The organism is Flavobacterium granuli (assembly GCF_900129705.1).
Taxonomy (GTDB): Bacteria; Bacteroidota; Bacteroidia; order Flavobacteriales; family Flavobacteriaceae; genus Flavobacterium; species Flavobacterium granuli.
Genome location: NZ_FQWO01000013.1, coordinates 88382 through 114507, shown reverse-complemented (window position 1 = coordinate 114507; position 26126 = coordinate 88382). Strand labels below are relative to the sequence as shown.

Sequence of the window (26126 nt, the reverse complement as noted above, 5' to 3'; positions counted from 1 at the left end):
AATAGTTATAAACAAAAGTATGTCAATAATTACCCTTACTACCGATTACGGCTTGAAAGACCACTTTGTAGGTGCGTTAAAAGGGAAAATCCTATCTGAATATTCAGAAGCTCAAATTATCGATATTTCGCACGATATTGACCCATTCAACACTGTTGAAGCCAGTTACATTATTAGCGCTTCTTATTCCAGTTTTCCAAAAGGGACAGTTCATCTCATTGGTGTGGACTTGGAATTGAATAAGGAAAATCAGCATATTGCCATGCAATGGAATGATTCCTTTTTTATTGCCGCCGATAATGGCATTTTAAGCATGCTTTCGCAAAAAATTGTCCCTCAAAAAATCGTATCCATCAATATCCATGACCGTTTACCTAGCGAAGCCACCGACTTGGATGTTTTTGTAAAAGTAGCCTGTCACATTGCTAAGGGCGGTTCCCTAAACGTCATTGGTAAAGAAATCAGCACCATCAAACAAATAACGGAACTCAAAGCAGTGGTTTCAGATGACAACAACATGCTCAAAGGACATGTGATTTATATTGACCATTTAGGAAACGTGGTAACCAATATCTCCAAAAAACAATTCTTAGAAGTGGCCAAAGGCCGTCCCTATGAAATCCTGATGAAAACCAAAAATATCAAAACCATATTACCCAATTACTCAGCGATAGCGAGCTCTGACAAATATCCGATAAAGAATTACGAAGGTGAAAAACTAGCCATTTTTAATGAAGCCGGTTTTCTGGAAATTGCCGTTTTCCGCAGTAATCCCTCAAATGTAGGTTCGGCAAATAGTTTATTGGGATTAAATTATAGAGATATCGTTTCTATTCAATTTAAGAATTAGAAAATTCCTGTAAATCTCAAAATCATCAATCGTTAATCATAAATATAAAATCTAACATGTTCGTACGAATAGTAAAAATGAGTTTCTCCGAAGAAAATATTCCCGCGTTCCTGGAAAATTTTGAATCCGTTAAAGAGAAAATCCGAAATGCAGCAGGAAATCGTTTTCTGGAACTGTATCAGGATAAAAATAATAAAAGCATCTTTTTTACCTATAGTTATTGGGAAACCGAAGCTGATTTGGAAAATTACAGAAAATCCGAATTATTTAATGAAGTTTGGACTTTTACCAAAAAATTGTTCAATGCTAAACCGGAAGCCTGGAGCGTGGATAAATTAGCTAGTTTGCAGTGATCAGTAATCAGTGTTCAGTCGCAGCTTGCCAACCGAACAACACCTAATTTATAATTCACAATAAAAAAAATGAAATCAATCGTTTTAAGAGAAATAAAATCCTTTTTCGGTTCGCCTATTGGGTATTTGGTCATTGTCTTATTTCTAATTCTAAACGGATTATTCCTTTGGGTATTTGAAGGAGAATACAATATACTAAATACCGGTTTTGCTGATATGAGTCCTTTTTTCACCTTATCGCCCTGGATCTTAATTTTTCTGATTCCTGCCGTAACCATGCGCAGTTTTTCGGATGAGAAAAAACAAGGAACACTTGAGTTATTACTTACTAAACCATTGAGTATTTGGCAAATTGTAAACGGGAAATTTCTTGGCGCCTTCTTATTAATTGTATTGGCTATTATTCCAACATTTATCTATGTTATTGTCATTTCTAATCTGGGGATGCCAGAAGGCAATATCGATATGGGTAGTACTATCGGGTCCTATTTTGGATTATTATTCTTAATTTCTGCCTATACATCCATTGGAATATTTACCTCTACTCTTTCTGAGAATCAAATTGTGGCCTTTATTGTTGCTGTTTTTTTATGTTTCTTTTTCTATTTTGGCTTTGAAGGTCTCGCCTCTTTATTACCTACGTTTTCGAGCTTAATTTCGGCGGTAGGCATGCAGGATCATTTTAAGAGCATGAGCCGTGGCGTTATTGATACCAGAGATGTTCTTTATTTTGTAAGTATAACGACGTTGTTTCTTTCGTTTACTGTTTATAAACTTAAATCTTTTAAATTGTAATGGTATTTCATAAAAAAAACAACCTGAAAAACGTATTGTTTATCATCCTATTCTTGTTGGTTCTCAATGGTATTGGATCCCAATTTTTTCATCGATTTGATTTAACCAAAGACAAACGCTATACTCTTTCACTTACTTCTTTAAATATTGTTAAACAGGTCAAAGAGCCTCTTTCGATAAAAATATATATGCAAGGTGATTTACCGGCTGAATTCAAAAGATTACAGCAGGAAACCAAACAGCTGTTAGAAGAATTTCAGGCCTATAATTCGAATATTGTATTTGAATTTGTCAATCCCCTGGAAAATGAAGAAGACAGCATGAATAATGTTAAAACGCTTTATTTAAAAGGGCTAACACCTATAAACATCACTGTTGACGATAAAGGAAAGCAATCTCAAGCCATGGTTTTTCCTTGGGCAACTGCCGTTTATAATAATAAGGAAGTCAATATTCCTTTGTTGAAAAACCGAATGGGCGCTTCAACAACTGACAAAGTTATAGGATCTGTTCAGCATCTTGAATATTCTATTGCCGATGCTTTAAATAAGATTACCAAAGACAAACAAAAAAAGATTGCCGTAGTCAAAGGAAACGGAGAACTACAGGATATTAGGATGGCCAAATTTCTTCTGCAAATTAGAGAAAGTTATCATATCGGTCCGTTTACCTTAGATTCTGTTGCTAAAAGCCCAACAGCGACTTTAGAAGCATTGGATAAATATGATTTGGCTATCATTGCCAAGCCTACAGAAAGCTTCACCGATACGGAAAAACAAGTATTGGACCAGTTCATCCTCAATGGTGGAAAAACCCTTTGGCTTATTGACCAGGTTGCGGTAGAAATGGATAGTCTTTACAACAATTCCGGTGCCACCTTAGCTTTTCCTAGAGATTTGAATTTGAACGACATGTTCTTTAAATATGGAATAAGAATCAATCCTGACATTGTCAAAGACGAGCAAGGAAGCCCTATAAAACTGGCTTCTGGCGAACAAGGTAGCGCTACCCAATACCAAGATTTCAATTGGAAATTTGCCCCTTTGGTCTATCCAGAAAGTACTCATCCTATTGTAAAGAATTTAGGCGGTATTAAATTTGATTTTGCCAATCCTATTGACACTTTGAAAAACGGAATCAAGAAAACGGTACTTTTAAAATCATCCCAATATTCTAAAAAAATAGGAACACCTTCAGAAGTCAATTTGAATATTGTTGCCGAAGAAACCAGTCCAAACCATTATATCAAGACAGGAAACATTCCGCTTGCTGTTTTATTGGAAGGTTCTTTTCATTCTATGTTTGAAAACAGGGTTTTGCCTTTTGAACAAAAAAACTTCAATGCTAAAGGAATGGAGAACAAAATGATTGTAATCTCGGATGGAGATTTGATAAAAAACCAACTCGATAAAAACTTTCAACCCGTAGAATTGGGATACGATCAAAGATCTGGGAATTTATACGACAATAAAGATTTTCTTTTGAATTGTGTCAATTATTTATTGGATGACTGCGGACTTATTAACATTCGATCTAAGGATCTTGATTTGCCTTTATTGGATAAAGAAAAAGTTTATCAAAACTATACTCGAACTCAACTCCTAACTATCGGGCTACCAATCCTAATTTTAATACTTTTTGGAACTGTATTTACATTTTTAAGAAGGCGAAAATACAGCCGCTAGATGTTAATAAAAAAGTTTCTTTACTAGAATAGTTTACGATATATTTGTAAAATGTATTTTATTTTACAAACTAAAATAGATACCACAAAAAAATAAAATAAAACAGATGAAATTTATAGTATCGAGTTCATACTTATTAAAACAATTACAAGTTTTAGGTAGCGTTATCAACAGTAGCAATACTTTGCCTATTTTGGACAACTTTCTATTTGAATTGGACCACAATGAATTGACGGTATCGGCATCAGATTTAGAGACTACTATGTCTGCCACCTTATCCATTGACTCTACCAGTAAAGGAAGTGTTGCGGTACCGGCAAAATTACTTTTGGAAATCCTTAAGACTTTCCCTGAACAGCCCTTAACTTTTACTGTTGAAGAAAACAATACAATTGAAATCAGTTCAAATTCTGGTAAATATGCGCTAGCTTACGCTCCAGGAGAAGAATTCCCAAAAGCGGTGAATTTAGAAGAACCGTCTGTAACCTTAGTTCCTGCCGATGTATTGGCGACTGCGATTAGCAAAACTATTTTTGCTGCCGGTAATGATGATTTACGTCCTGTAATGTCAGGCGTATTTTTCCAATTTTCACCTGAAGGTCTAACCTTTGTGGCAACAGATGCACACAAATTAGTAAAATATGCCCGTACAGATGTAAAGGCTTCTCAGGTTGCTGATTTTATCATGCCAAAGAAACCATTGACTATTTTAAAAAATATCCTTTCTACTTCGGATGCTGAAGTAAAGATTGAATATAATGATTCGAATGCTACTTTCTCTTTTGATAATTACATTTTAATGTGTCGTTTGATCGATGGAAAATATCCTAACTACGAAGCGGTTATTCCAAAAGAGAATCCAAATAAATTAATGATTGACCGTTCTCAATTTTTGAGTTCTGTGCGTCGTGTGGCTATTTTCTCCAACAAAACGACCCACCAAATCCGTTTGAAAATTGCCGGTGCTGAGTTGAATGTTTCTGCCGAAGATATTGATTATTCAAACAAGGCCGAAGAAAGATTGACTTGTGATTACCAAGGCGACGATATGCAAATAGGTTACAACTCTCGTTTTCTTACTGAGATGTTGACTAATTTACAGTCGGATATGATTATGCTAGAAATGTCATTACCTAACAGAGCCGGAATCCTAACTCCTGTAGATGGACTAGAAGAAGGTGAAACCGTTACCATGCTGGTAATGCCAGTAATGTTGAATAGTTAACAAAAAGTTAATATTTTTATTAAGTTTTATTTGTTAATTAACATATTATACTTATCATTGTATTTCAAAATACGCTATTAACCAAACCATTTTTTATATTGAAAAAAACCGCTATTTCCTGAAGAGGATATGCGGTTTTTTTTTGTTCGAAAGTAATCGAAAACTGATTACTGATTAGCAGGGACTTCTTCCTTAAATCACTCCCATTTTTTTCATCAAGAAGGTAGCGCTTTTGTTTTTGCAAATCCCGTCGCGAAGTTTGTAATCAAAATACAGTTCTTCATTTTGAATTTCGACTTCGAAACATTTGTTGATTAGCTGATCCGGAAATTCATTTGTGGTCAAGCAAACCTCAATATCATGGGTTGCAATGGCGCCAATCGCCTTTTTACCAATGACTTTTTTAACAACTTCAATGGTCCCATTGCGTTTATCATCTGAATTTGTTCCTCTTAAAATCTCATCTAATAAGACAAAAGCAGGTCTTCCTTCCAGTTCATCCATAATTTGTTTCAAACGCTTTATTTCGGCAAAAAAATAGGATTCACTATCCGATAAGGAATCTGATAATCGCATGGAAACTAAAACCGGCAACGGATGCACATTGGCTTGGCTGGCACAAACTACCGAGCCCATGCCTGACAAAACCATATTTATCCCTAAACTGCGCAGAAAAGTACTTTTCCCGGACATATTGGACCCCGTCAAAATCATATAGGATTGCGGATAAAAAGAGACCTCATTCCCTACCCTATTTTTCGAATTCAGCAACGGATGGCTCAAATTAGAGAAATCAATTTTATAATCGGAGTTTAAATCCGGATAGACAAAGTCCGGATTGTTATACGAAAAGTTAGCCAGGCTGTTCAGCATTTCAAATTCTCCAATGACGTCCAGCCATTCCTCCAAGGCTTGCGCATGATCTGCCTTCCACTGAATCAAATTCTTTAAAACGTGAATATTAAAAAGAAAAGTTCCGTTGAATAAGGATGCTGTAAACAGATTGGCTATGCTATCCATTTTAGAAAATAAAGAAGCTAATTGCTTCAAATGGATACTGGCATTCTCTTTCTTGTATTTGAGTTTTGCCTGCAATGCCATTAGCTTTTCGGATTCAAATGACTCCTCTTCTATTTGTTGCATCAGTAAACCGTACTGATTGATTATTTGATCAATATTGGATGAATTGGCTATTTCGATTTGAATACGCTTTAAAAATCTTCCTAGAAAAGCTAAATTAAAGACAAACAAATAAGCCATCAGAGACAGGAAAACAGCATTAGAGGTCCAGAAATAAGCCAAAACAAACCCTGTAAAAACAACTGGTGAAACATAAGAAATAAACAACGTCATTTTTGACAAAGGCTTGCTGTTAAAAACACTCCATTTTAATAAAGTCTCGTAACTGGATTGATTATCCTGACTGATTTTGGCCAAAGCCAAGAAATGTTGTCGCCAATTTATTTTTTGAGTCAGCTCTTTTACCGCCTGTTGATTGTCTAAAATTTCCTTATTAGGCAAAAGGTTTAACACTTGGCTTGCCAATGTCTTTTTTCCAATATAGGTGGCTGTTCTATTCAGATTTTGAAACAGGGAATTTTCACCAAATACATCTAAGTCATAGGCATAAGGATGATGAAAATCATTGAATTCCTGTCCGTTTTCAAAAGGGATTGATTTTCTTTCTAAATAGGAAATTTCGTTTTTATTTACTTCTAAAAGTGCCGTATTTAATTTTCTTTTAAAAAGCAAGTCCGAATGAATACGCATCAAAAAAATGAAAACCGCAATAAAAGCTACTGCCAAAGCAATGAAAATCATTTCCTCCTTCTGGAAATAATAGTAGATTGAACCGATAAAAAAAACAATACAGACCAATCTAAGAACGCTGACGGTATTGTGTTTTTTGGTGATTTTACTTAATTCTTCAGAAAAGTCTCTGCTTTTTGCTTTATATATTTCCATATTCCAATTAAATGAAATACAAATATAGGATTACAGGGGTAAATAAACATTCAAAAAATCCCCGAAAAAGCTTATTTGATTTGAAATTAGAATATAGCAACGGGGATACGTCAAAATACATCTTTTGAAACTTTTAAACCATTAAGACATTAAGAAAATTAAACTGCAATGAAAACTAAGTAAAAAGTTCATTAAAATACACCAAAGAAGCATTTCGTACTATTCCTCTCCACCATAGCAATAGTATGAAACAGAACTTAATAAGCTTAATTTCTTAATGGTTAAAATTTATTATTAATTGTGCATTTGTCATTTTCTTATAAAACTACTCTATATGAATCGACAGAATAGGTACGTCAAAACTGTTGGCAAATTTCTTAGTCAAACTGGGATGGAATAATCCTTCAAAAAAGCTTCTTTTATAAGTGAGCATGGTCAGCATATCAATTTCTTTATACAAGATAAAATCCAATATGGTTTCTTTGACTTCATCACTGGCAATCACAAAAAATTCGATTGGTTCATCAGCAAATTCTTCTTCCCATTTTTTAATCGTTTCCTTATCAACATCAGATTTTTCGGTTTTCACATAAAGGCATTTTAAATCAGCATGAGCCATTTTGGCTATTTCCAATACTTTCTTCAGTGCTTTTTTATCTTTTGGTCTAAAACGGGTTGTAAAGCCTATGGTATGGATTTTTTTAAACTGTGCATCGAGAGGAACGCATAACAATGGCACCTTGACATCCATTAAAACCGCTCCCGTATTGGTTCCCGAAAAGAATTCTGACCAACCTGAAGCGCCGGCAGTTCCCATAACCACGTAATCAATTTTATCGTCTTTGATTGCTTTGTTAATATTAAAAACCAAATCACCATCCATAAGACGATGACTCATTTTTATTTTATCGAGATTGCGCTCCTCGGCTATAGCGCGAAGTTTGGGTATCTCGTCTTTAAACATATCAAATTGAGACAGTTCTACTGATTCATAGATAACCATATAATTTTCGGGAAAAAACTGATTATCGAATATCGGCAAATCGAATGTATGCAACAGAATAATTTCGCCCTGAACAATTTTTGCAAATTCCAAAGCATGAACAAATGCATTAGTTGCTACTTCAGAAAAATCGGTTGGAAATAGAATTCGTTTCATTTTATAAATATTTAAAAGTCATTACTAATCAAATTTACATCTAAAGTTAAGACTTTAATATGATAATTATCAGTATTTTACACTTTTTTTTATTTCAAGAACAGTAGCAGTTCATAAAAATTAGATGCTTAAGTCGTTGAGGGGAATTCGCATTTGATGATAGTTTTTCGTCGGTTTGATTTTCGATTGAAAACACTAGCAATGCCGTTTTTATTAAAAGAAAAAAAATAAGGTTACTATTTTCTTTTTTAGTGGTGTTCGCAGAATCTTCGATTTCAAGTCTAGCCGTCGGCTACATGGTTGTTGTTGATTAAGAGATTCTTTACTTTTTTCCTTGATGAAAAAAGTAACAAAAAAATCACTGCCTGAAAATTAAAAACTTAAAAACTACCTCAAAACTATGTTCCGCAGCCCGAGCCGTTCGTCCTTCGTCCTCAACTCGCGGACTGCTGCCACGTCGTTTTTATCGTTGTTTTTTGACGTTTTTAATTTAAGGGCGGGATGAGAAGTTGTGAGCAGAAGCTAAGGTCAATTAAAACTTCGAAATAACAGTAATTTGAGATATGATTAGAACAAGTATAAAATGTCATTTAATATTGCTTTTTTTGAATAAAAATTTTAGCTCGAACTGAGGTTTTTAATATTTACAGTCAACGGCTATACTTATTTAGATTTAGTACCTTTGCCACTTAGAATAAAAAATATGTTATATAACGATTCCATAGTAGCGCTGGCAACGCCTTCGGGTGCGGGAGCAATTGCTGTCATACGAATTTCAGGTCAAGATGCGATTGCCATTGGCAACAGTGTTTTTAAATCCATTAAAAACAAAGATTTAAGCAAGCAGAAAACACATACTTTACATCTGGGGCATATTGTAGATGATTCGAAAACTTTAGACGAAGTATTGGTTTCTCTCTTTAAAGGTCCAAACTCTTATACGGGCGAGAATACGATTGAAATTTCCTGTCATGGTTCTACTTATATCCAGCAACAAATCATTCAGTTATTGCTTCGAAAAGGCTGCCGTATGGCCAATGCAGGAGAATTTACACTCAGAGCATTTCTAAATGGAAAACTCGATTTATCACAAGCCGAAGCCGTAGCCGATTTGATTTCGTCTGATAATGAAGCTTCGCACCAAATTGCGATGCAGCAAATGCGTGGTGGTTTTTCGAATGAAATAGCCAAATTGCGCGAGGAATTGTTGAATTTTGCTTCCTTAATTGAATTGGAATTGGATTTTGCCGAGGAAGACGTAGAATTTGCCGACAGAACTCAGTTTCATGAATTATTGAACCGCATTGAATTTGTCTTAAAAAGATTAATTGATTCCTTTGCCGTAGGAAATGTAATAAAAAACGGAATTCCCGTGGCTATTGTGGGCGAACCCAATGTGGGGAAATCAACCCTTTTGAACGCCTTATTGAATGAGGAACGGGCCATTGTTTCGGAAATTGCCGGAACAACGCGTGATACTATTGAAGACGAATTGGTCATTGGTGGTATTGGTTTTCGATTTATAGACACGGCGGGGATTCGAGAAACCCAAGATGTAGTAGAAAGCATTGGCATCAAGAAAACTTTCGAAAAAATAGAGCAAGCACAAGTGGTAATTTATTTGTTTGATGGTTTCAAGTTTCAAGTTTCAAGTTCGTCATTCATTTCAGAAATTGAACAAATCAAAAATAAATATCCTCTAAAACCTTTGCTTATTGTTGTCAATAAAAAAGATATTTTGTCTGTTGAAGAAGTTTCAAATATCACTAATAAGTTAGAAAACTTAAATGCAAAACTTTTATTAATTTCTGCCAAAGAAAAAATTGGTGTTGAGGATTTAAAAAATGAATTGCTCTCTTTTGTGAATACAGGAGCATTGCGCAACAACGAAACCATTGTCACCAATACCAGACATTATGATTCTTTACTAAAGGCATTGGATGAAATAAGCAAGGTAAAATACGGCCTTGAAACCGGTCTTTCCAGTGACCTCATGGCTTTGGATATTCGCGAAGCTTTATACCATTTTGGGATGATTACCGGACAAGTGACTAATGATGAATTACTTGGTAATATTTTTGCTAATTTCTGCATCGGAAAATAGGTTTCACAAAACATCACTAAATAAAACAAAGAATCCCAGTTAAAATGTCATAAAAAGGCATTTTAACTGGGATTCTTCTTTCTGTTTATTTAGCTTTATTTGCAGATAGTTTGTTCCTTTTTGTACCATTATTGTACCACGAAAATAATTTTCCTTATTGGATTTTTCTTTGGCGAAATTATGACACACAGAGACACACATAGACACAATGGGACACAAAATTAGTCACATTATGAGTTCTAACATTGAGGTTATCAGAATTTGTGAGCACTGCAAAAAACAGTTCACAGCCAGAACAACGCGTACACGGTATTGTTCGCACATTTGCAACAGCCGTGGTTATAAATCAATGGTGCGCAAAGGAAAAGTAGAAAAAAGCAATAACGAGATCGTTCAGCTTTTAAACACAGATTTAGAAAAAATAAAGCCACTTGAGTTTTTAAAAATTACTCAGGCAACCCTTCTTTTTGGAATCAGCAGAAGTACGCTTTACAGGTTAGTTAACAATGGACAGCTGGACATTGCAAAGTTTGGCAAACGAACTGTTATCCGCAGATGCGATCTTGAAGCTTTTTTTGCAATTCCTGTACAGGATGTAACCTTGAAAACTGGACAGCAATTTCCTGGTTTTGACAATTGCTATACTATAACGGAAATTCAACAGAAGTATAATATTTCTTCAGGAGCGCTCTATCTATTGATTCAACGGCAGGGTATAGTAAAATATTCCGTTGGAAAATTCACCTGTGTAGCCAAACAGGATATTGATATAATTTTTAATGCTGGGGAGAGATGAAAAATATAAACGTTACGCTAAGAAAAAGAACCCTTCCAAGTGGTAGGATAACATTATATCTTGATTTTTTTCCACCGATATATAACACTAAAGCCCGTAAATTTTCCCGCAGGGAGTATTTAAGTTTATTTTTGGTTCCAAAACCAAAAAGTGCTATTGAAAAAGCTTTGAATTCCGAGAATCTATATAAAGCTGAAATTATCTGTGCAAATAGGTTTAATGAAGTAAATAAGCCGCAGATCTACAATCCTTTTGAGATGGAGCAACTTCGTCTTAAAGAGATTGGCGAAAAATCATTTCTGCAGTATATCAAGCTTGTTGCAGAGCAAAAAACGGGTAATAACGGTAATATTTGGACTTATGCCATTATCCACTTTGAAAATTTTCTTAAGAATGAGGATATACTGATACAGGATATCGATGTGACTGTTATAGAAGATTTTAGGGAGTATCTCTTAAAGGCAAAATGTATCAGGAAAAAGGGTAAGTTTATAGCTCAGAATACAGCTTTAACTTATTTCAATAAGATCAAAGCTACTCTTCGAAAAGCATACAAAAAAGGATTGCTGCAGACCGATGTCAATGCTGCAATTGAAAGCATAAAGGAACAAGAGTCTCAAAGGAATTTTCTAACCATGGAAGAAGCTGTAAGGCTATTTAAAACCCCTTGTAAAAAGGAAATTGTCAAACGTATCAGTCTTTTTTCTCTGCTCACAGGCATGCGCTATTCCGATATATCAAAACTTACATGGGAAGAAGTGCAGTATAGTAAAAGTGAAGGATATTACATAAGATTTAAGCAACAAAAAACTGATAGACCGGTAACCCTTCCTATTTCTCAAGAAGCGTTCGAGCTCCTAGGTGAAAAAGAGGCACAAATTAAGAGAGTTTTTTATAATTTAAAAAAATGGGATGTAGACCGTTTACTGCCTATTTGGGTTAAAGACGCATCAATTGAAAAACATATTACGTTTCACTGCTTTCGTCATACATACGCAACATTGCAAATGGCGGCAGGTACCGACATTTTTACGGTATCGAAAATGTTAGGTCACAAAAACATAAAGACAACGCAGATATATACAAAAATCATCGACGAGAAAAAAAGAGAAACAATTAATAAAATTTCATTTAAATAACATTTTTTAATGCTAGTTAAAAAAGAAAAATGAATTCTCTACTAAAGACTTGACCCTAAAAATGGAAGAATGGTTGGATTACTACCTCAAAAATGGCGTGCAATCCCCTTGGATGCAAATCAATTATCAATATTAGAGTCGTTAAAAATAACAATGCAGTTTTCCTCTAGGAACTGCATTGTCTTTTTAAAACCAACTAAGAGTTGTTCTTAAGGGCGGTGAAAATCAACTGGATTAGTAAATCTAGTTGCCAAAACAGACAAATACTTTTCAAAACAAAAAACCTTCAAAATGAAATGACTTTAGAGGTTTCCAGATTTATTAGTAACACCTACGAAGCTTTTGCAAGATTTAGAAAAATAATGCTGCAAATTAGCCTTTCTATAAGCCTATTCCTGTGCTATTGTATCAAAAGTATTGTGCCAATTATCTAGTACTTGAACCCAATGCCTAACTCTTTGTTAGCATCCCAAACAGATTTATTGTTAGAGCTAAATAATAACACAGAATTCTTGCATCTAAACGGATGTTTAAATTTATAAAAAAAGAAATTTTCTTTTCCCATCCCTAAAGGGCAATGTCATTAAGTTAAGGGAAATACCTATAGTTTTGTCATTCCGAAGAATGAGGAATCTCACTAGTTGCTTACGTTATGTAATTTCTCCTTCGTCGAGATGACACAAAATATGCTTAACTTAATGACATTGCCTTAAAGGGTGAAAAAAATCTTAAAAATTCATCAAAATTACACACTTTAGGAACGGGAAAATTAATTTTGATACAATATAAACAAGTTCTAAAACTTTGTTGTATTTGCAATTTAACAGTTGGGAGGCTTTTAAATGTTGGATATCATTTTTTTTGAGTTTTCTTAAATAAAAAAAGTTTACTGAAACGAATTTCAATAAACTTTTGGAAACATTATATCTTATAGTCCCTAGAAAGGTCTTGATTGTGAGTCAAGACCTTTTATAATTTAAAAAAATGAATTTATTTAAAATTCCATGCTAATGTCACCCCAAAGGCAACAGGACGAATTTTTGCATTTTTATCCGTGCTGTACAATCCATTGGCTTTTCTATCCGCAACTGATGTTGGGTTATATCCTATGTAAGACTCATCTTTATCTTGATCAAGAATAGAGCCATACCCATTTTCAAGAAACATTGCTGCATACAAGGCGTTTTTTGCCCCCATATCAAATGTAAAACCCAACTCAAACATACTCATTACGATACCCTTAGTTTCGTATTCACCAGATGCTGAATAATTGCTTTGACTACCAAAACCGTACTCTGGTAAGTCATCAATAGTTAAATTAACATCTGGATAATAAGCTGTACCATTTACATTAGTTGCTGTTGCTTTTATTTTATAATTCACAGGTAAAAAGTACTTCGCTCCTGCTCTAAAATTAAAATCAATTCCTTTATTAATATTCGTTTTGTACTGTACGAAAAGTGGAATTTGAATAGCATGCAAGCTTTGTCTTTCTTTATAATTGCTTGCTGTAATCCTATATTCAAAAGCAGAAGTAGAAGGATCTACCTCAAAATTACTGAGCGTTGCCGATGAATTGCTTAAGAAAACATCCTGTTTGTACTGAGAAAATTCTATCCCAGTACCAATTCCGATATGATTGCTTAAAGAGTAAATATAACCCACTTTTATTGCTCCTCCAAGTTCATAACCTGAAGAGGTTCCATTAACATCACTTTGAATATTTCCAATTCCTGATTGCACTCCTACATAAAACTGTGCAACCATTGCTTGTGAAACTAAAAAAGCGGTTATTCCAATTGTATTTTTAATATTCAATTTCATACTTGTTTTTTTTCATCAGAATAATCCATCCTCATTTAATAAAAAATGAGGACTTCATACTCTTCATTATTTAATTTTTAACTAGAATGTTTTTAGTAAAATACTTCCCATTTGCTAAAGTCATCTTTACAATATAAATCCCTTCAACAGCAGGTGCTTTTAAAGTCACCGTACTTTGACTAGTTGTTTTATTCTCCATTAATAAACCACCTACACTATACACTTCAACACGTGCATTTTGTAATTTTGAAGAAGATATATTGGTCAGCAGTTCATAATTTGCATTAGGTTTAACTGGATTAGGAACCAATTTGATATATTCCTCTTCTACTGTTGGAGATAAAGTTAACGGACAAGTAGTAATAAACGTTCCATCTAATCTTGTTGCAACAGCATAATAAGTTCCATTTAAAACCCCATTTTCTTTAAAATACTGATTAGTTTGACTTGGAACCAAGACTCCATTTTTGTACCAAGTGTATGATTTAAAACTTTTAGAACTATTATCAAAGAAGAGAATGTTCTCAAATTGCTTTCTAATTAAATTTGGCTGACTGTCTACTATAGGTAACACCACTACTGGAGCAGCATTATAATTGTTATTTCCAACTTGTGAGGCAGTAATAGTAGCTGAACCATAATTCTTGAAAGTCAACAAACTATTTGAAACAGTTGCAATATTAACATTAGAAGAAGTATAACTTACCGTTAATCCACTACTAGAAGTAGCTGTTAAAGTAGCTGTAGTTTCTCCATCGCAACCTAATCCTAAGGTTTGATTCCAAGTAATCAACTGATTAGCTTTAGTAATACTAAAACTAGCATCTACGTATGTAATAGTATAATTTGCACCTGCACTCAAAGATCCTTTTCCAATTGCATAAGTACCTACATTTTCTCCCGCAGCTCTTGTTAAAACTCCTGTAAATAAATCTACACTTACTAAGGTTGGCAAAACGGAATACGTAAAAACAGGATCAGCTGTTCCATACACTTTTGTTTGCGATGTTGCGGTTACCGTTACCGTTTTCTTTCCAATAGTTAAACTAGCAGTTGTATAATTCAAAGTATAATTTCCACTTAAAACAAGTGTCCCTTGATTAATTGCATAAGTTCCCACATTTTCACCAATTGTTCTGCTTAGGTTTCCACTGAAACTATCTCCTGTTACTAAGGCTGGAGTAAAAGTATACGTTAATGCTGGATCAGCATCACTATAGTTTTTATTCTTAGCTGCTGCTGTTACTGCTACCGATTTCTTACCAATAGTTAAATTAGCAGTTGTATAATTCAAAGTATAATTTCCACTTAAAGCAAGTGTACCCTGATTAATTACATAAGTTCCCACATTTTCGCCAATTGCTCTGCTTAGACTTCCAGTGAAACTATCCCCTGTTACTAAGGCTGGAGCAAAAGTATACGTTAATGCTGGATCAGCATCACCATAGGTTTTATTTTTTACTGTTGCAGTTACCGCTATCGTTTTCTTAGCAATAGTTAAATTGGAACCTGTATAATTCAAAGTATAATTTCCATTTAAGGCAAGTGTCCCTTGATTAATTGCATGAGTTCCCACGCTTTCTCCAGTTGCTCTGCTTAGACCTCCACTGAAACTATCCCCTGTTACTAATGCTGGAGTAACAGTATAAGTCAATGCTGGATCAGCATCGCCATAGGTTTTACTTTTTGCTGTTGCAGTTACAGTAATTGGTTTAGCAGTGATAGAAAAATCTTTACTAACAAAAGTCATTAAATATTTAGACCCTGCAGAAAGGCTACCTACATTTATAGCATAACTACCTATATTTTGACCTGGAGCCCTACTTAAAGTTCCAGTGAATCCATCCCCTGGCAATAAGTTTGGAGTTACTGTATAGCTAAAATCAGGATCATTGTCTCCATACACTTTGATTTGAGATGCCGTTGCTGTTACAGTAATTGGAATTTGATTTAATTTTAAAGTAAAATCATAACTAGCTGTACAGCTATTTCCATCTGTAACCGTAACGGTAAAATTACTATCAGCAATCTGAGTTGAAGTTCCTGTTATTGTACCAAATGGTGACAGAATAAAACCAGAAGGTAAATCACCCGTTGTAACTGTAAATATTTTAACTCCTGTACCTCCAATAACATCAATATTTTGACTATACAAAGTATTAAAATCATAACCAGGAAATGTTGTAGTTGTAAAATTTAATGCTGCTGGTTGGGTAATTGTATAATTTGTAGTTGCCGTACATCCGTTTGCATCGGTTACCGTTACAGTATAAGTCCCAGCAATTAATCCTGAAGCTGTTGCTGCAGTTCCGCCAGAAGGCCACCATGAATAGGTATATCCTCCCGCTCCTCCTGTTGCATTAACCGTTGCAGATCCGTTAGAACCTCCATTACAGGAAACATTAGTTTGAGATCCTGCACTGGCAACTAATACTGAAGGTTCTGTTAAAGTAAAACTTTGAGTTGTGGTACAGCTATTGGCGTCTGTTACCGTTACTGTATAAGTTCCCGCAGCAAGTCCTGAAGCTGTTGCTGCAGTTCCGCCAGAAGGTGCCCATGCATAGGTATAGGTTCCAGTTCCGCCAGTTGCGCTTACTGTTGCTGATCCGTTAGTACCTCCAAAACAGGAAACATTAGTATGAGCTACTGGGTTAGCAACTAAACTTGCTGGTTCTGTTAAAGTAAAACTTTGAGTTGTTGTACAGCTATTTGCATCTGTTACTGTTACGATATATGTTCCTGCCGCAAGTCCTGAAGCTGTTGCTGCAGTTCCTCCTGAAGGTGACCATGAATAAGTGTATGTTCCAGTTCCGCCTGTTGCGTTTACAGTTGCTGATCCGTTGCTTCCATTATTACAAGAAACATTAGTTTGAGATCCTGCACTAGCAACTAAAATGGCTGGTTCTGTTAAAGTAAAACTTTGAGTTGTTGTACAGCTATTAGCATCTGTTACCGTTACACTATAAGTTCCCGCTGCAAGTCCTGAAGCTGTTGCTCCTGTTCCTCCTGAAGGTGCCCATGAATAGGTATAAGCTGGTGCTCCACCTGTAGCCGACACTGTAGCCGAACCGTTGGAACCACCATTGCAGGCGATGTTGGTCTGTTCAGAAGCAGAAGCCACAAGCTGTGTTGGCTGTGTGATTGTGAACGATTGCATTGCCTCACATCCGTTGGCATCCGTTACCGTTACGGTATAGGTACCAGCTGTAAGTCCCGTAGCCTTTGCTGCGGTACCTCCCGAAGGTGCCCATGAATAGGTATAAGCTGGTGTTCCACCTGTAGCCGACACTGTAGCCGAACCGTTGGAACCACCATTGCAGGCGATGTTGGTCTGTGCAGAAGCAGAAGCCACAAGCTGTATTGGCTGAGTGATCGTGAACGATTGCATAGCCTCACATCCGTTGGCATCCGTTACCGTTACGGTATAGGTACCAGCTGTAAGTCCCGTAGCCGTTGCTGCGGTACCTCCCGAAGGTGCCCATGAATAGGTGTAAGCTGGTGTTCCACCTGTAGCCGACACTGTAGCCGAACCGTTGGAACCACCATTGCAGGCGATGTTGGTCTGTGCAGAAGCAGAAGCCACAAGCTGTGTTGGCTGGGTAATTGTAAAAGATGTAGCACTTGACAAACCACAGGAATTGGTAACAGTACACGTCCACGTACCAGCAGAAAGTCCTATAGCAGTGGCTGTTCCATCACCAGCAGGATTACCTGGTGTCCAATCGTATACGAACCCATTTCCTCCAGAAGCACTTACTGTGGCAGTGCCAGTGGCATTATCTTTACAGGCGATATTTGTTTGGGCAACTGGGGTGACAGTAACCGAGGGACACTGCCATTTCATGGCATCCAATGACACATAGGCGATATTCCCTGTTGTTGTGATTACAAACTGATCTATGGAGGTATTGGAATTGTTGGCACCTCCAAAATTCACCATATTGATTAAGGTAAAACCATTGTTGACCCCCATACTGGTGTTGAAAGGTGAGCTTGCCGCGGCGGTAAATTGCACAGCCCCGCCAAGCTTTCCTGTAATGGTCAGTGTTCCGGAAACATTAAGTCCAAGATCTGATTTTGCCAAGAACAGATATAAGCTATTCAATGTAAAGGCAGAACCGCCGTTGGCGGAAATCGTAAATTGCACTGGTGTATTAAAGTAGGTTGCACCAGTGTTGTCTATAAATCGGTTATCAATCGAGGTACCGTTCCATCCTCCTCCCGAATAAAGGAAAACATCAAAAATAGCAGGGGCCTGACTGGTAATATTGAATACCTTACCACTATCGGTAAAGCTGGTTGATCCAACACTCTCGGTTTCAAAAGTTTCTGTTGACTGTGCCCAAACGTAGCCCAATGATAGAAACCAAATTAATACTAGAAGTAACTTTTTTTTCATTTGAAAGGATATTTATATTGATTGTATTATAAGCTGTATTGCTGGTTCTGTCGCATCTGTCAGCATCAAATATAAGAATTTAAAAGTTAGCCCGCCAATTTACAAAATGATTTAAACATACTTGTCCCTGACTTAAATATCTGATGCTTTCTTAACATATGTACTACTTCAATTCCTCCCAGAGTTCTTTTGGCAGATTCAAAACTTTTGAAACCTAGTCCATTTTGTATTCTCCATTTTATAAAACGATAGTCCTGCTCTATGATATTGTTTAGATATTTACATTGCCGAATTTTTATATTAGAAAAAGAGCGTTTGTTGTAAACTCTTATTGCGCTGGTGTTCGAGCCGCTTTTGTCTATATTTATTACTGTTGGCCGACAGTTATTATTTACTGCCTTAATTAGAAATGACTGGGCACTTATTCTCTTTCTTCTTCTGGTCAAAAGAAAATCCACTGTATTGCCCAATTTATCAACAGCACGATATAAATAACACCAAATACCTTTAACTTTTATATAGGTTTCATCCATTCTCCAGCTGACTCCAACTCTGCTCTTCCTTTTTTCATCTGTGATTCAAGCAATGGGACAAATTTAAAAACCCAGCGTTGGATCGTGGCATGATCAACATGAACTCCTCACATTTTCATGATCTCTTCAACATCCCGATAGCTTAATGTAAATCTAAGCTTAAAATATACTGCCTGCAGTATAATAGACTTCGGATAGCAATGACCTTTCGTATTCATAAGTTTAAGAATTTAAAAAAGGCAAAGATAAAACTTAGTTATAGATGCGACAGAACCAAAGTTACGCTATTATAAACAACTATATCAAACAGCATATTGAAAAAGGATTTTCGATGTACATCTATGATTTCAAATTCGATGATCTTTCTACCATTGCGTACAATCACTTATTAAAACATTCGGATAAGTATACCGTTAAACCAGAATTCTACATTATCAACTTTGACGATACTAGCAGAAGTCATCGTTGCAATCCCATCAACCCAGATTTTATGACAGACATCTCAGATGCTTACGAATCTGCCTATACCATTATGTTGAATCTTAACCGGAGTTGGATACAAAAACAAGGCGATTTCTTTGTGGAATCTCCCATTATATTACTAGCCGCTATTATCTGGTTTCTAAAGATTTACGATAATGGAAAGTTCTGTACATTTCCACATGCCATTGAATTGCTCAGCAAGAAATATGTTGATGCTTTTACCATCCTTACTTCCTACCCGGATCTCGAGAACTATTTATCTCCGTTTATAGATGCTTGGCAAGGTGGCGCACAAGATTAATTGCAAGGACAAATCGCTTCCGCAAAAATCCCTTTGTCTCGAATGATTTCACCTCAACTCTATTGGGTGATGACTGGAGATGACTTTTCTTTGGACATCAATAATCCGGATGAACCTAAAATTCTTTGCGTGGGAAACAATCCCGATAGACAAAATATTTACTCTGCTGCCTTGGGTTTGTACAATTCGAGAATTATTAAACTAATCAATAAGAAAGGTAAACTAAAAAGTTCGGTGATAATTGATGAGTTGCCAACTATCTATTTTAGAGGATTAGATAATTTGATTGCCACAGCTAGAAGCAATAAAGTAGCGGTATGTTTTGGATTTCAAGATTATTCGCAATTGACACGTGATTATGGTGTTAAAGAAAGTAAGGTCATCCAAAATACGGTGGGCAACATCTTTAGTGCTCAGGTTGTGGGAGTAACGGCCAAAAACTTATCCGAACGGTTTGGGAAAGTATTACAGAAACGCCAGAGTCTAACGATCAATCGAAATGACAAATCAACCTCAATATCTACACAACTAGACAGTTTGATACCAGCATCAAAAGTCTCCACGCTTACGCAAGGTGTGTTTGTGGGAGATGTTTCAGATAACTTTGACGAACGCATAGAACAGAAAATTTTCCATTCTGAAATTGTGTTAGACAATGAAAAAGTAGCGGCAGAAACGAAGGCTTATAAAAAGATACCCGTTATTTTACCTTTCGTTGATGAAAACGGACAAGATAATATGAAAGTCGAAATTGAGGCTAATTATAAACAGATAAAACGAGATATTGTTCTTATCATAGAAAGTGAATTGGAACGCATTAAAAACGATCCTGATTTACAACATTTGGTGCAAGAGGGGTGAAATAAATGTCCGTAAATAGAAGAAACCTCTATGCAATGTTTGTTATTATGTACATATTTACTTTTTTTGTTCATATTAATGAACATTAACAAAAATGAGCGCAAAAAAGCAAATCTTGTTCCCTAAACACCAAATCCTTTTAGAGCAAATGGGTGAGAATATTAAATTGGCTCGAAAAAGAAGAAAGCTCACTGCAATACAAATTGCTGAAAGAGCCGATATTGCTAGAACCACTTTATACCAAATAGAAAAAGGAAACTCAAGTGCGGCAATAGGTGCCTATTTTAATGTTCTGAAAGTACTAGGTTTGCAAGACGATTTTTTAAAAATAGCTGCTGACGACAAACTAGGAAGAAAACTTCAAGACCTTGACCTATTAAAGTAATCACTTGCTAGAAACAAATTAAACTGATCACTAATTCAAAACAAAAAACTTGTCACAAAGTAAAACCGACATCTACGTTTACGCCCATTGGCAAGAAATGCAGGAACCTAAACTAATAGGTGTCTTATCTGCACAACAAGCCAAAGGTAAAAAAGCATTTAATTTTGAATACGATATAAACTGGCTCAAAACAGAACAAAAATTCCTTTTGGATCCAAACATCCAATTATATGGTGGTCCACAATACCCGAACCAAAAAGAGAACTTTGGCATTTTTTAGCTTGACGCTAATAAAGCCTTTTACTTTTTTCTGTTAATAGTTCGTTTTATCATCCAGATTACTCAATTCAAAGACGCTTTTTTAGACTTATCGCCCATTTTATTATTCAGGAGAAAAATTTTAGTTGCAAATTGTTTTCCTAAATCAATGAATCCGTTGTTGTCATAATGGTATCTATCCGTATATTTATAGGTGTTCGTGGTTCTTACGATGGCTGCATTGGGTTGGGTTGCGGCAAATTTTTCTTGACAATATTGAACCAATTCGCCAAATTTCCAAACTTTTCCGCCTTCAATATCGCCAGAATCTGATATTTTTCCAATTACAATAGGCAAATCATTATTTCTAAAAGTGGCTCTCATCAGATCCGTCAACCTTTTCAAATTGGAATAGTATTGATTTGCGATGGCTTCCGTTTTATCGGCATCACTTTCGCCTTGCATCCAAATGATGCCACTTGGAATCAAAACATCTTCGACTCCATCACTGTTTATGTCTTTTACAGCTGTGGCACCTTTTACGGTTTTAAGAAAATAATCGTATTGATTCATCCCTTTTCCACCTTTGAAATCAGGTTCCCAAGCGCCAAAACCTGATGTTCCAATGCTATCAATTGAAGAGCCATTTCTAGCATATTTTATAAAAGCCAGTTTTTGGCCTGGGTATAATTCTTGCAACTTTTTGGCCAACGAAAGCTCGACTCCAAATCTATCTGAAAGTTTGTTCGTTTTTCCATCTGACGAAAAACCTGATCCGTGACCGGGCTGCAGCAAATCCCACTTTCCTAATCCGCCACTTGCGTCATTATCTACTACAGGGTTTCCTTGATAAATAAAAACATTTTTTACTTTTTTGTTCAAAGAATCCGGCAAATTTTTTACATAACCAAAACCTTCCATATTGGACTGTCCACCTAAATAAAACACTTTGATGCTGTCTTTTTTTATTTGCGCCAGAAGCATGAAGGGCATTACAAGGAATATTAAAATAGATTTCATAGTTGATAAATAATTAAAAAACATAAAAAAATGAGACAGACCAATTCCTGCAATCTAATAAACCAATGTCTGAATTCCATGAGCCGGAATTACCACAACTGTTTTTTCTGACGCTATAATCAAATTATAAGTAACGCTTTTGTTGCTTTGATTCATCACTACAGTCACCATTTTTCCATCGACATTAAGAAAAGAGGTGCTCAATAAGTCGCTTCTGCTCACTGATGTACTCACTCTTTTGGCATTTTGACGAATAAATTTGGAGAAATGACCAATGTAATAATAACTCGGCGTGTAAATTAATTCTCCCGAATCAATGTCCGCATGAATGGGTGCAAAACAAAAATTACCTACATGATTTGGGCCTCCGTTTTGGTCTAAAAGAATATTCCAATCCGTCCAACCTACGGTTCCGTTATTGAAATCATTAATCATGGAAGTGCCATATCGTTCGCCATTAGCCCAAAATTGGTATTTTTTGGCATCAAATTTTTCGACACATCCTTCGGTAAATAATAAATTTTTAGAGGGATATTGCTCGTAAACTTTACGAACATTTTCAAACATTGAAGCGCCTCCTGACCAATTTTCATACCAATGAAATCCCATTCCCCAAGCATATTTTGAAGCTTCTGGATCAGAAAAAATAACATTAGCCCTGTGTGTCATCAAATCACGATTGTGATCCCAAACCACAATTTTCTTGTCTGCAAAACCTTCTTTTTTCATTGTTGGTCCCAAGAAATTTTTCAAGAAATCTCTTTCCGCTTCAGCACTAAAAATACAGGATTCCCAAGTTTGAGTAGCCATTGGTTCGTTTTGAACCGTAATTCCCCAAATAGGGATTCCTTCTTTTTCGTATGCTTTGATAAATTTTGTAAAATAATTAGCCCAAGGCTGGTAATATTCTGGAAGCAATGTTCCTCCTTTTAGCATGTTGTTCGTGCTTTTCATAAATGCAGGCGGACTCCAAGGCGATGCATAAGTCAATAATTTTCCGCCAGCCGTTTTAATGGCTTCTTTAATCATGGGGATGCGATATTGCCTGTCGTGATCAATATTGAAAGTCTTTAAATCCTTGTCACCTTCTTTGATATAAGTATAGCTTCCGCTAGCAAAATCAGAGCTATGAATCGTGGTTCTTAACAATGAATAACCTATTCCTTTTTCTTTATCGTAATAGGCATTCATAAATTCTTTTTGCTTTTCTTTGGGTAATTTTGCATAAACCTCGGCACTTGCATCGGTTATTGCTCCTCCAATCCCCATAAATTTCTGGAAAGTTTTAGTGGGTTCAACAAAAACAGAAACCTCAACTTCTAATGGCTGTTTTGAAGCAGCAAACGTTAAAACATTGGTTTGTGTCAATCTCAATTTTGTGCTATCTGCCGTAGTGTAAACAGTAATTTTCTTGTTTTTGGTAGAAAATGACTTCGATTGCTCCTTATCTTTTTGCTGAGAAAAAGCAAAAAGCGATACCATCAAGAGCACTGTTGTTGTTATTTTTTGCATAATATTATATTCTATTGTTTACTGTTATTTACCAAATATAAGTGGCTACTGAACCTGCTTCTAAAGTAGAAGTAACCCATTTTCCGTTGTGTTTTATATTAAATTTTTCGGCTGTGTTTCCGTCATTTTCTACAATTAAAACTTTTTTCCCTTCGAGCGTTTTAAAAGCAACATTCTGCAAATTACCAGTCAAGTTACTTGCAATTCTAACCGAACCCGCCGGTACAAATTTTGATGCATGGGCAATAATATAATAGGCAACGTTTCTGGTAAAACTATCATCACTTACTATAGTCAAGGCACCTTTGCAAGTGGTGCAACCACCAAGAGTATTTGGACCAAAAGAAGCGTTGTTGGCCAAATTCCATTCTAATGCATTTTTACTCCAATTGCGCATCGAGCCAATAATAATATTTCTTACATGCCATTTTAAATCCCCGTCAAATGTGCCTGCCGTGCCCGTATATTGTTCTGTAAAATAGACATTCTTGTTCGGGAATGCATCGTGAACTGTTGACAATGCGCTGATGTCTCCTTCATACAAATGAAAGGCCGATCCGTCTATGTATGGATATGCCGCAGCATCATTTAAAATAGCTATCGGGTATTCCGGTTTATTACAATTATGGTCATAGGTAATGATTTTAGTTTTCAAATTTGCATTTTGGAAAACTGGGCCTAAATGATTTTTAATAAAATCGGCTTGTTGAGAAGCTAGCATTAACAAACTTGGATTGTTCCCTGGATGGAGTGGTTCGTTTTGAGGAGTTATGGCATCAATGGTGATTCCTTCGGCTTTCATTTGCTGGATGTATTTCAGAAAGTATTGTGCATAAACCGCATAATATTTGGGTTGCAAACTTCCGCCAATGAAACTATCGTTGTCTTTCATCCAAACTGGTGGAGACCAAGGCGTGGCCAGTATTTTGATGTTTGGATTGATGGCCAGTATTTCTTTTAACATTGGAATCACATCATTCTTATTGGGAGCCAAACTAAATTTTTCTAGATTCAAATCTGTTTGTCCGGTTGGCAAATCGTTATAGGTGAAAGGCGCCGAGTCCAAATCTGAAGCACCGATACTAATCCTGATATAACTTACCGAGATGGCATTATTGCCAGAACCAAATAATTCCTGCAACAATTCTTTCCTTTTTGCTGGGTTCAATTGGTTAATGACTTGAGCGCTTCCTCCTGTTAAAGTGTATCCAAAACCATCAATGCTTTGAAAAGTTTTTGTATCATCTACTTCTATAGTTGGGGAATTATTAGGAACTGAACCAAATGCCAAAACAGAAGATTGCTTTTGAAGTATTACACTTTGATTCCCTTTTGTTAACCAAAAATCCATTTCATTTGTAACTACTGGAGGTGTCGGCTTCTGCTTTACAGGGTCAGTAGTTGGCGAACATTGGACCAAAATGACTGATAAAACAGTAATAAGAAAAACCTTTGTACTATTATTTTTACTTTTCATGTTTTTATTTAAAATTAATTTCGATGTAAACCGGAAAATGATCCGATGGGTAATGTAAATTTTTTGAATCGGTTAAAACAGCGTATTTTTTTACTTCTATACCATTTTCTTTAGAAACAAAAATGTAATCGATCAACTTGGTAACCGGTTCGTTATAATTAAAATTATTAAAGGTTCCGGAAGGTCCAAAAGGTTTTTCTTGGGATACTTCACGACTATCATTCATTATTTTTTTTAATGACAAAATTCTATCTTCGTTAGGTTCCGAATTAAAATCTCCCATAAAAAACACCGGATATCCTTTTGTGTTTAAGGTTTTAATTTTTGAAACTATAAGTTCAATTCCTTTGGTTCTTGCTTCTTCCCCCATGTGATCCAGATGCGTATTAAAAACCCAAAACATTTTTTTTGTTTTCAAATCTTTAAAAAGCGCATAGGTACAAACCCTATTGAAGGCGGCATCCCATCCTTTAGAAATTTGATTTGGTGTCTCAGAAAGCCAAAATGTATTGGTTTCTTTTATCGAAAATCGTTCTTTTTTATAATAAATATTGGAAGATTCCCCTTTTCCAAAACCTTCTCGCCCTACACCTACATTATTGTATTCTTGCAAAGCATTTCCAATATCAATCACCTGATTGGGTTTTGCCTCTTGAACTCCAAAAATATCTGGTCCATAGAACTGAATTTGGGAAGTACAAAAATCTTTACGATGTGTCCAATCGTTTTCTGCGTCACTAGCTACATCAAGTCTAATATTGTAGGTCATTAGTTTTAACTTTTGACCATAAGAGAACAAACTTATCAGGGCAAAAACTACAGCAATAATTCCTTGTTTTGATTTTTTCATTCTTTAAAATTACAATTAATATTCTTCATTAAAGCTTCTATCCAGATACAAATAGAAGCTCCTAATGAAGAGCTAACTAAACAAAACGCACTACTAATTATTAAAAACTCTAATTAAAATATTGAAAAAATAAAACGGTCTAAATTGTATGC

The 26126-nt window shown here is 35.6% G+C and carries 18 protein-coding genes and 2 pseudogenes; 11 read left to right on the top strand and 9 right to left on the bottom strand.

What is annotated here, in order from left to right; genetic code table 11:
* The first annotated feature begins 19 nt into the window (after positions 1-19).
* The 5 genes from BUB25_RS14775 (at position 20) to dnaN (ending at position 4908) form a co-directional block, all read left to right on the top strand.
* Positions 20-850: an SAM hydrolase/SAM-dependent halogenase family protein gene (locus BUB25_RS14775; RefSeq protein ID WP_072945661.1), complete on the top strand. Its 831-nt coding sequence runs from the start codon at positions 20-22 to the stop codon at positions 848-850.
* Between the two features lie 56 nt (positions 851-906).
* Positions 907-1203, top strand: coding sequence for a putative quinol monooxygenase (locus tag BUB25_RS14770; RefSeq protein ID WP_072945659.1), 297 nt, complete (start codon positions 907-909; stop codon positions 1201-1203).
* Positions 1204-1272: 69 nt separating this feature from the next.
* On the top strand, positions 1273-1998 hold the full coding sequence (gene gldF, locus BUB25_RS14765; RefSeq protein WP_072945657.1) for a gliding motility-associated ABC transporter permease subunit GldF: 726 nt from the start codon (positions 1273-1275) through the stop codon (positions 1996-1998).
* Complete coding sequence (gene gldG, locus BUB25_RS14760) at positions 1998-3683, top strand: gliding motility-associated ABC transporter substrate-binding protein GldG (protein WP_072945656.1); 1686 nt, start codon at positions 1998-2000, stop codon at positions 3681-3683. Before gldF ends, gldG begins: the two co-directional genes overlap by 1 nt.
* Before the next feature lie 106 nt (positions 3684-3789).
* The gene (gene dnaN / locus BUB25_RS14755; RefSeq protein WP_072945654.1) at positions 3790-4908 is read left to right on the top strand and encodes a DNA polymerase III subunit beta; all 1119 of its coding nucleotides are present in this window, start codon (positions 3790-3792) and stop codon (positions 4906-4908) included.
* A gap of 192 nt (positions 4909-5100) precedes the next feature.
* Here the strand turns inward: dnaN and BUB25_RS14750 are convergent, their stop codons facing one another.
* On the bottom strand, positions 5101-6873 hold the full coding sequence (locus BUB25_RS14750) for a MutS-related protein (RefSeq protein ID WP_072945653.1): 1773 nt from the start codon (positions 6871-6873) through the stop codon (positions 5101-5103).
* Positions 6874-7198: 325 nt separating this feature from the next.
* Positions 7199-8032, bottom strand: a complete 834-nt coding sequence (locus tag BUB25_RS14745) for a universal stress protein (RefSeq protein WP_072945651.1) — start codon at positions 8030-8032, stop codon at positions 7199-7201.
* A 703-nt stretch (positions 8033-8735) separates the two neighbouring features.
* Here BUB25_RS14745 and mnmE point away from each other — a divergent pair.
* The 3 genes from mnmE to BUB25_RS14730 all read left to right on the top strand — a co-directional run bounded on the left by mnmE (position 8736) and on the right by BUB25_RS14730 (position 12071).
* Positions 8736-10136, top strand: coding sequence for a tRNA uridine-5-carboxymethylaminomethyl(34) synthesis GTPase MnmE (gene mnmE, locus BUB25_RS14740; RefSeq protein WP_072945649.1), 1401 nt, complete (start codon positions 8736-8738; stop codon positions 10134-10136).
* A gap of 232 nt (positions 10137-10368) precedes the next feature.
* On the top strand, positions 10369-10932 hold the full coding sequence (locus BUB25_RS14735) for a helix-turn-helix domain-containing protein (RefSeq protein WP_072945698.1): 564 nt from the start codon (positions 10369-10371) through the stop codon (positions 10930-10932).
* Positions 10929-12071, top strand: a complete 1143-nt coding sequence (locus tag BUB25_RS14730) for a tyrosine-type recombinase/integrase (RefSeq protein WP_072945648.1) — start codon at positions 10929-10931, stop codon at positions 12069-12071. The genes BUB25_RS14735 and BUB25_RS14730 overlap by 4 nt, the downstream gene beginning before the upstream one ends.
* Before the next feature lie 990 nt (positions 12072-13061).
* On the opposite strand, the gene BUB25_RS14725 is transcribed toward BUB25_RS14730, so the two are convergent.
* From BUB25_RS14725 to BUB25_RS14715, 3 genes and pseudogenes are all read right to left on the bottom strand, one after another.
* Complete coding sequence (locus BUB25_RS14725) at positions 13062-13895, bottom strand: outer membrane beta-barrel protein (protein ID WP_072945646.1); 834 nt, start codon at positions 13893-13895, stop codon at positions 13062-13064.
* Positions 13896-13965: 70 nt separating this feature from the next.
* Positions 13966-18294, bottom strand: coding sequence for an MBG domain-containing protein (locus BUB25_RS14720; RefSeq protein ID WP_072945644.1), 4329 nt, complete (start codon positions 18292-18294; stop codon positions 13966-13968).
* 86 nt (positions 18295-18380) lie between these two features.
* Positions 18381-19045 (bottom strand): annotated as a pseudogene (locus tag BUB25_RS14715) (IS6 family transposase).
* 56 nt (positions 19046-19101) lie between these two features.
* Between BUB25_RS14715 and BUB25_RS14710 the strand changes: the two are divergent.
* The 3 genes and pseudogenes from BUB25_RS14710 to BUB25_RS14700 form a co-directional block, all read left to right on the top strand.
* Positions 19102-20472: pseudogene (locus BUB25_RS14710) on the top strand (TraM recognition domain-containing protein); the annotation flags it as partial.
* A 94-nt stretch (positions 20473-20566) separates the two neighbouring features.
* The gene (locus BUB25_RS14705) at positions 20567-20857 is read left to right on the top strand and encodes a helix-turn-helix domain-containing protein (protein WP_072945642.1); all 291 of its coding nucleotides are present in this window, start codon (positions 20567-20569) and stop codon (positions 20855-20857) included.
* A 49-nt stretch (positions 20858-20906) separates the two neighbouring features.
* Positions 20907-21137 (top strand): hypothetical protein, encoded by a 231-nt coding sequence (locus BUB25_RS14700; protein ID WP_211297029.1) that lies wholly within the window; start codon positions 20907-20909, stop codon positions 21135-21137.
* Between the two features lie 62 nt (positions 21138-21199).
* Here the strand turns inward: BUB25_RS14700 and BUB25_RS14695 are convergent, their stop codons facing one another.
* Genes BUB25_RS14695 through BUB25_RS14680 form a run of 4 tightly spaced genes read right to left on the bottom strand, consistent with a single transcriptional unit; the run spans position 21200 to position 25974 of the window.
* Positions 21200-22135 carry a sialate O-acetylesterase gene (locus BUB25_RS14695; protein ID WP_170066913.1) on the bottom strand — a complete coding sequence of 312 codons (936 nt, stop codon included), beginning with the start codon at positions 22133-22135 and terminating at the stop codon, positions 21200-21202.
* Between the two features lie 54 nt (positions 22136-22189).
* Positions 22190-23647, bottom strand: a complete 1458-nt coding sequence (locus tag BUB25_RS14690) for a glycoside hydrolase family 30 protein (protein WP_072945636.1) — start codon at positions 23645-23647, stop codon at positions 22190-22192.
* 28 nt (positions 23648-23675) lie between these two features.
* Positions 23676-25124, bottom strand: a complete 1449-nt coding sequence (locus BUB25_RS14685) for a glycoside hydrolase family 30 protein (protein WP_072945634.1) — start codon at positions 25122-25124, stop codon at positions 23676-23678.
* Positions 25125-25128: 4 nt separating this feature from the next.
* On the bottom strand, positions 25129-25974 hold the full coding sequence (locus BUB25_RS14680; protein WP_072945632.1) for an endonuclease/exonuclease/phosphatase family protein: 846 nt from the start codon (positions 25972-25974) through the stop codon (positions 25129-25131).
* Positions 25975-26126: the final 152 nt, after the last annotated feature.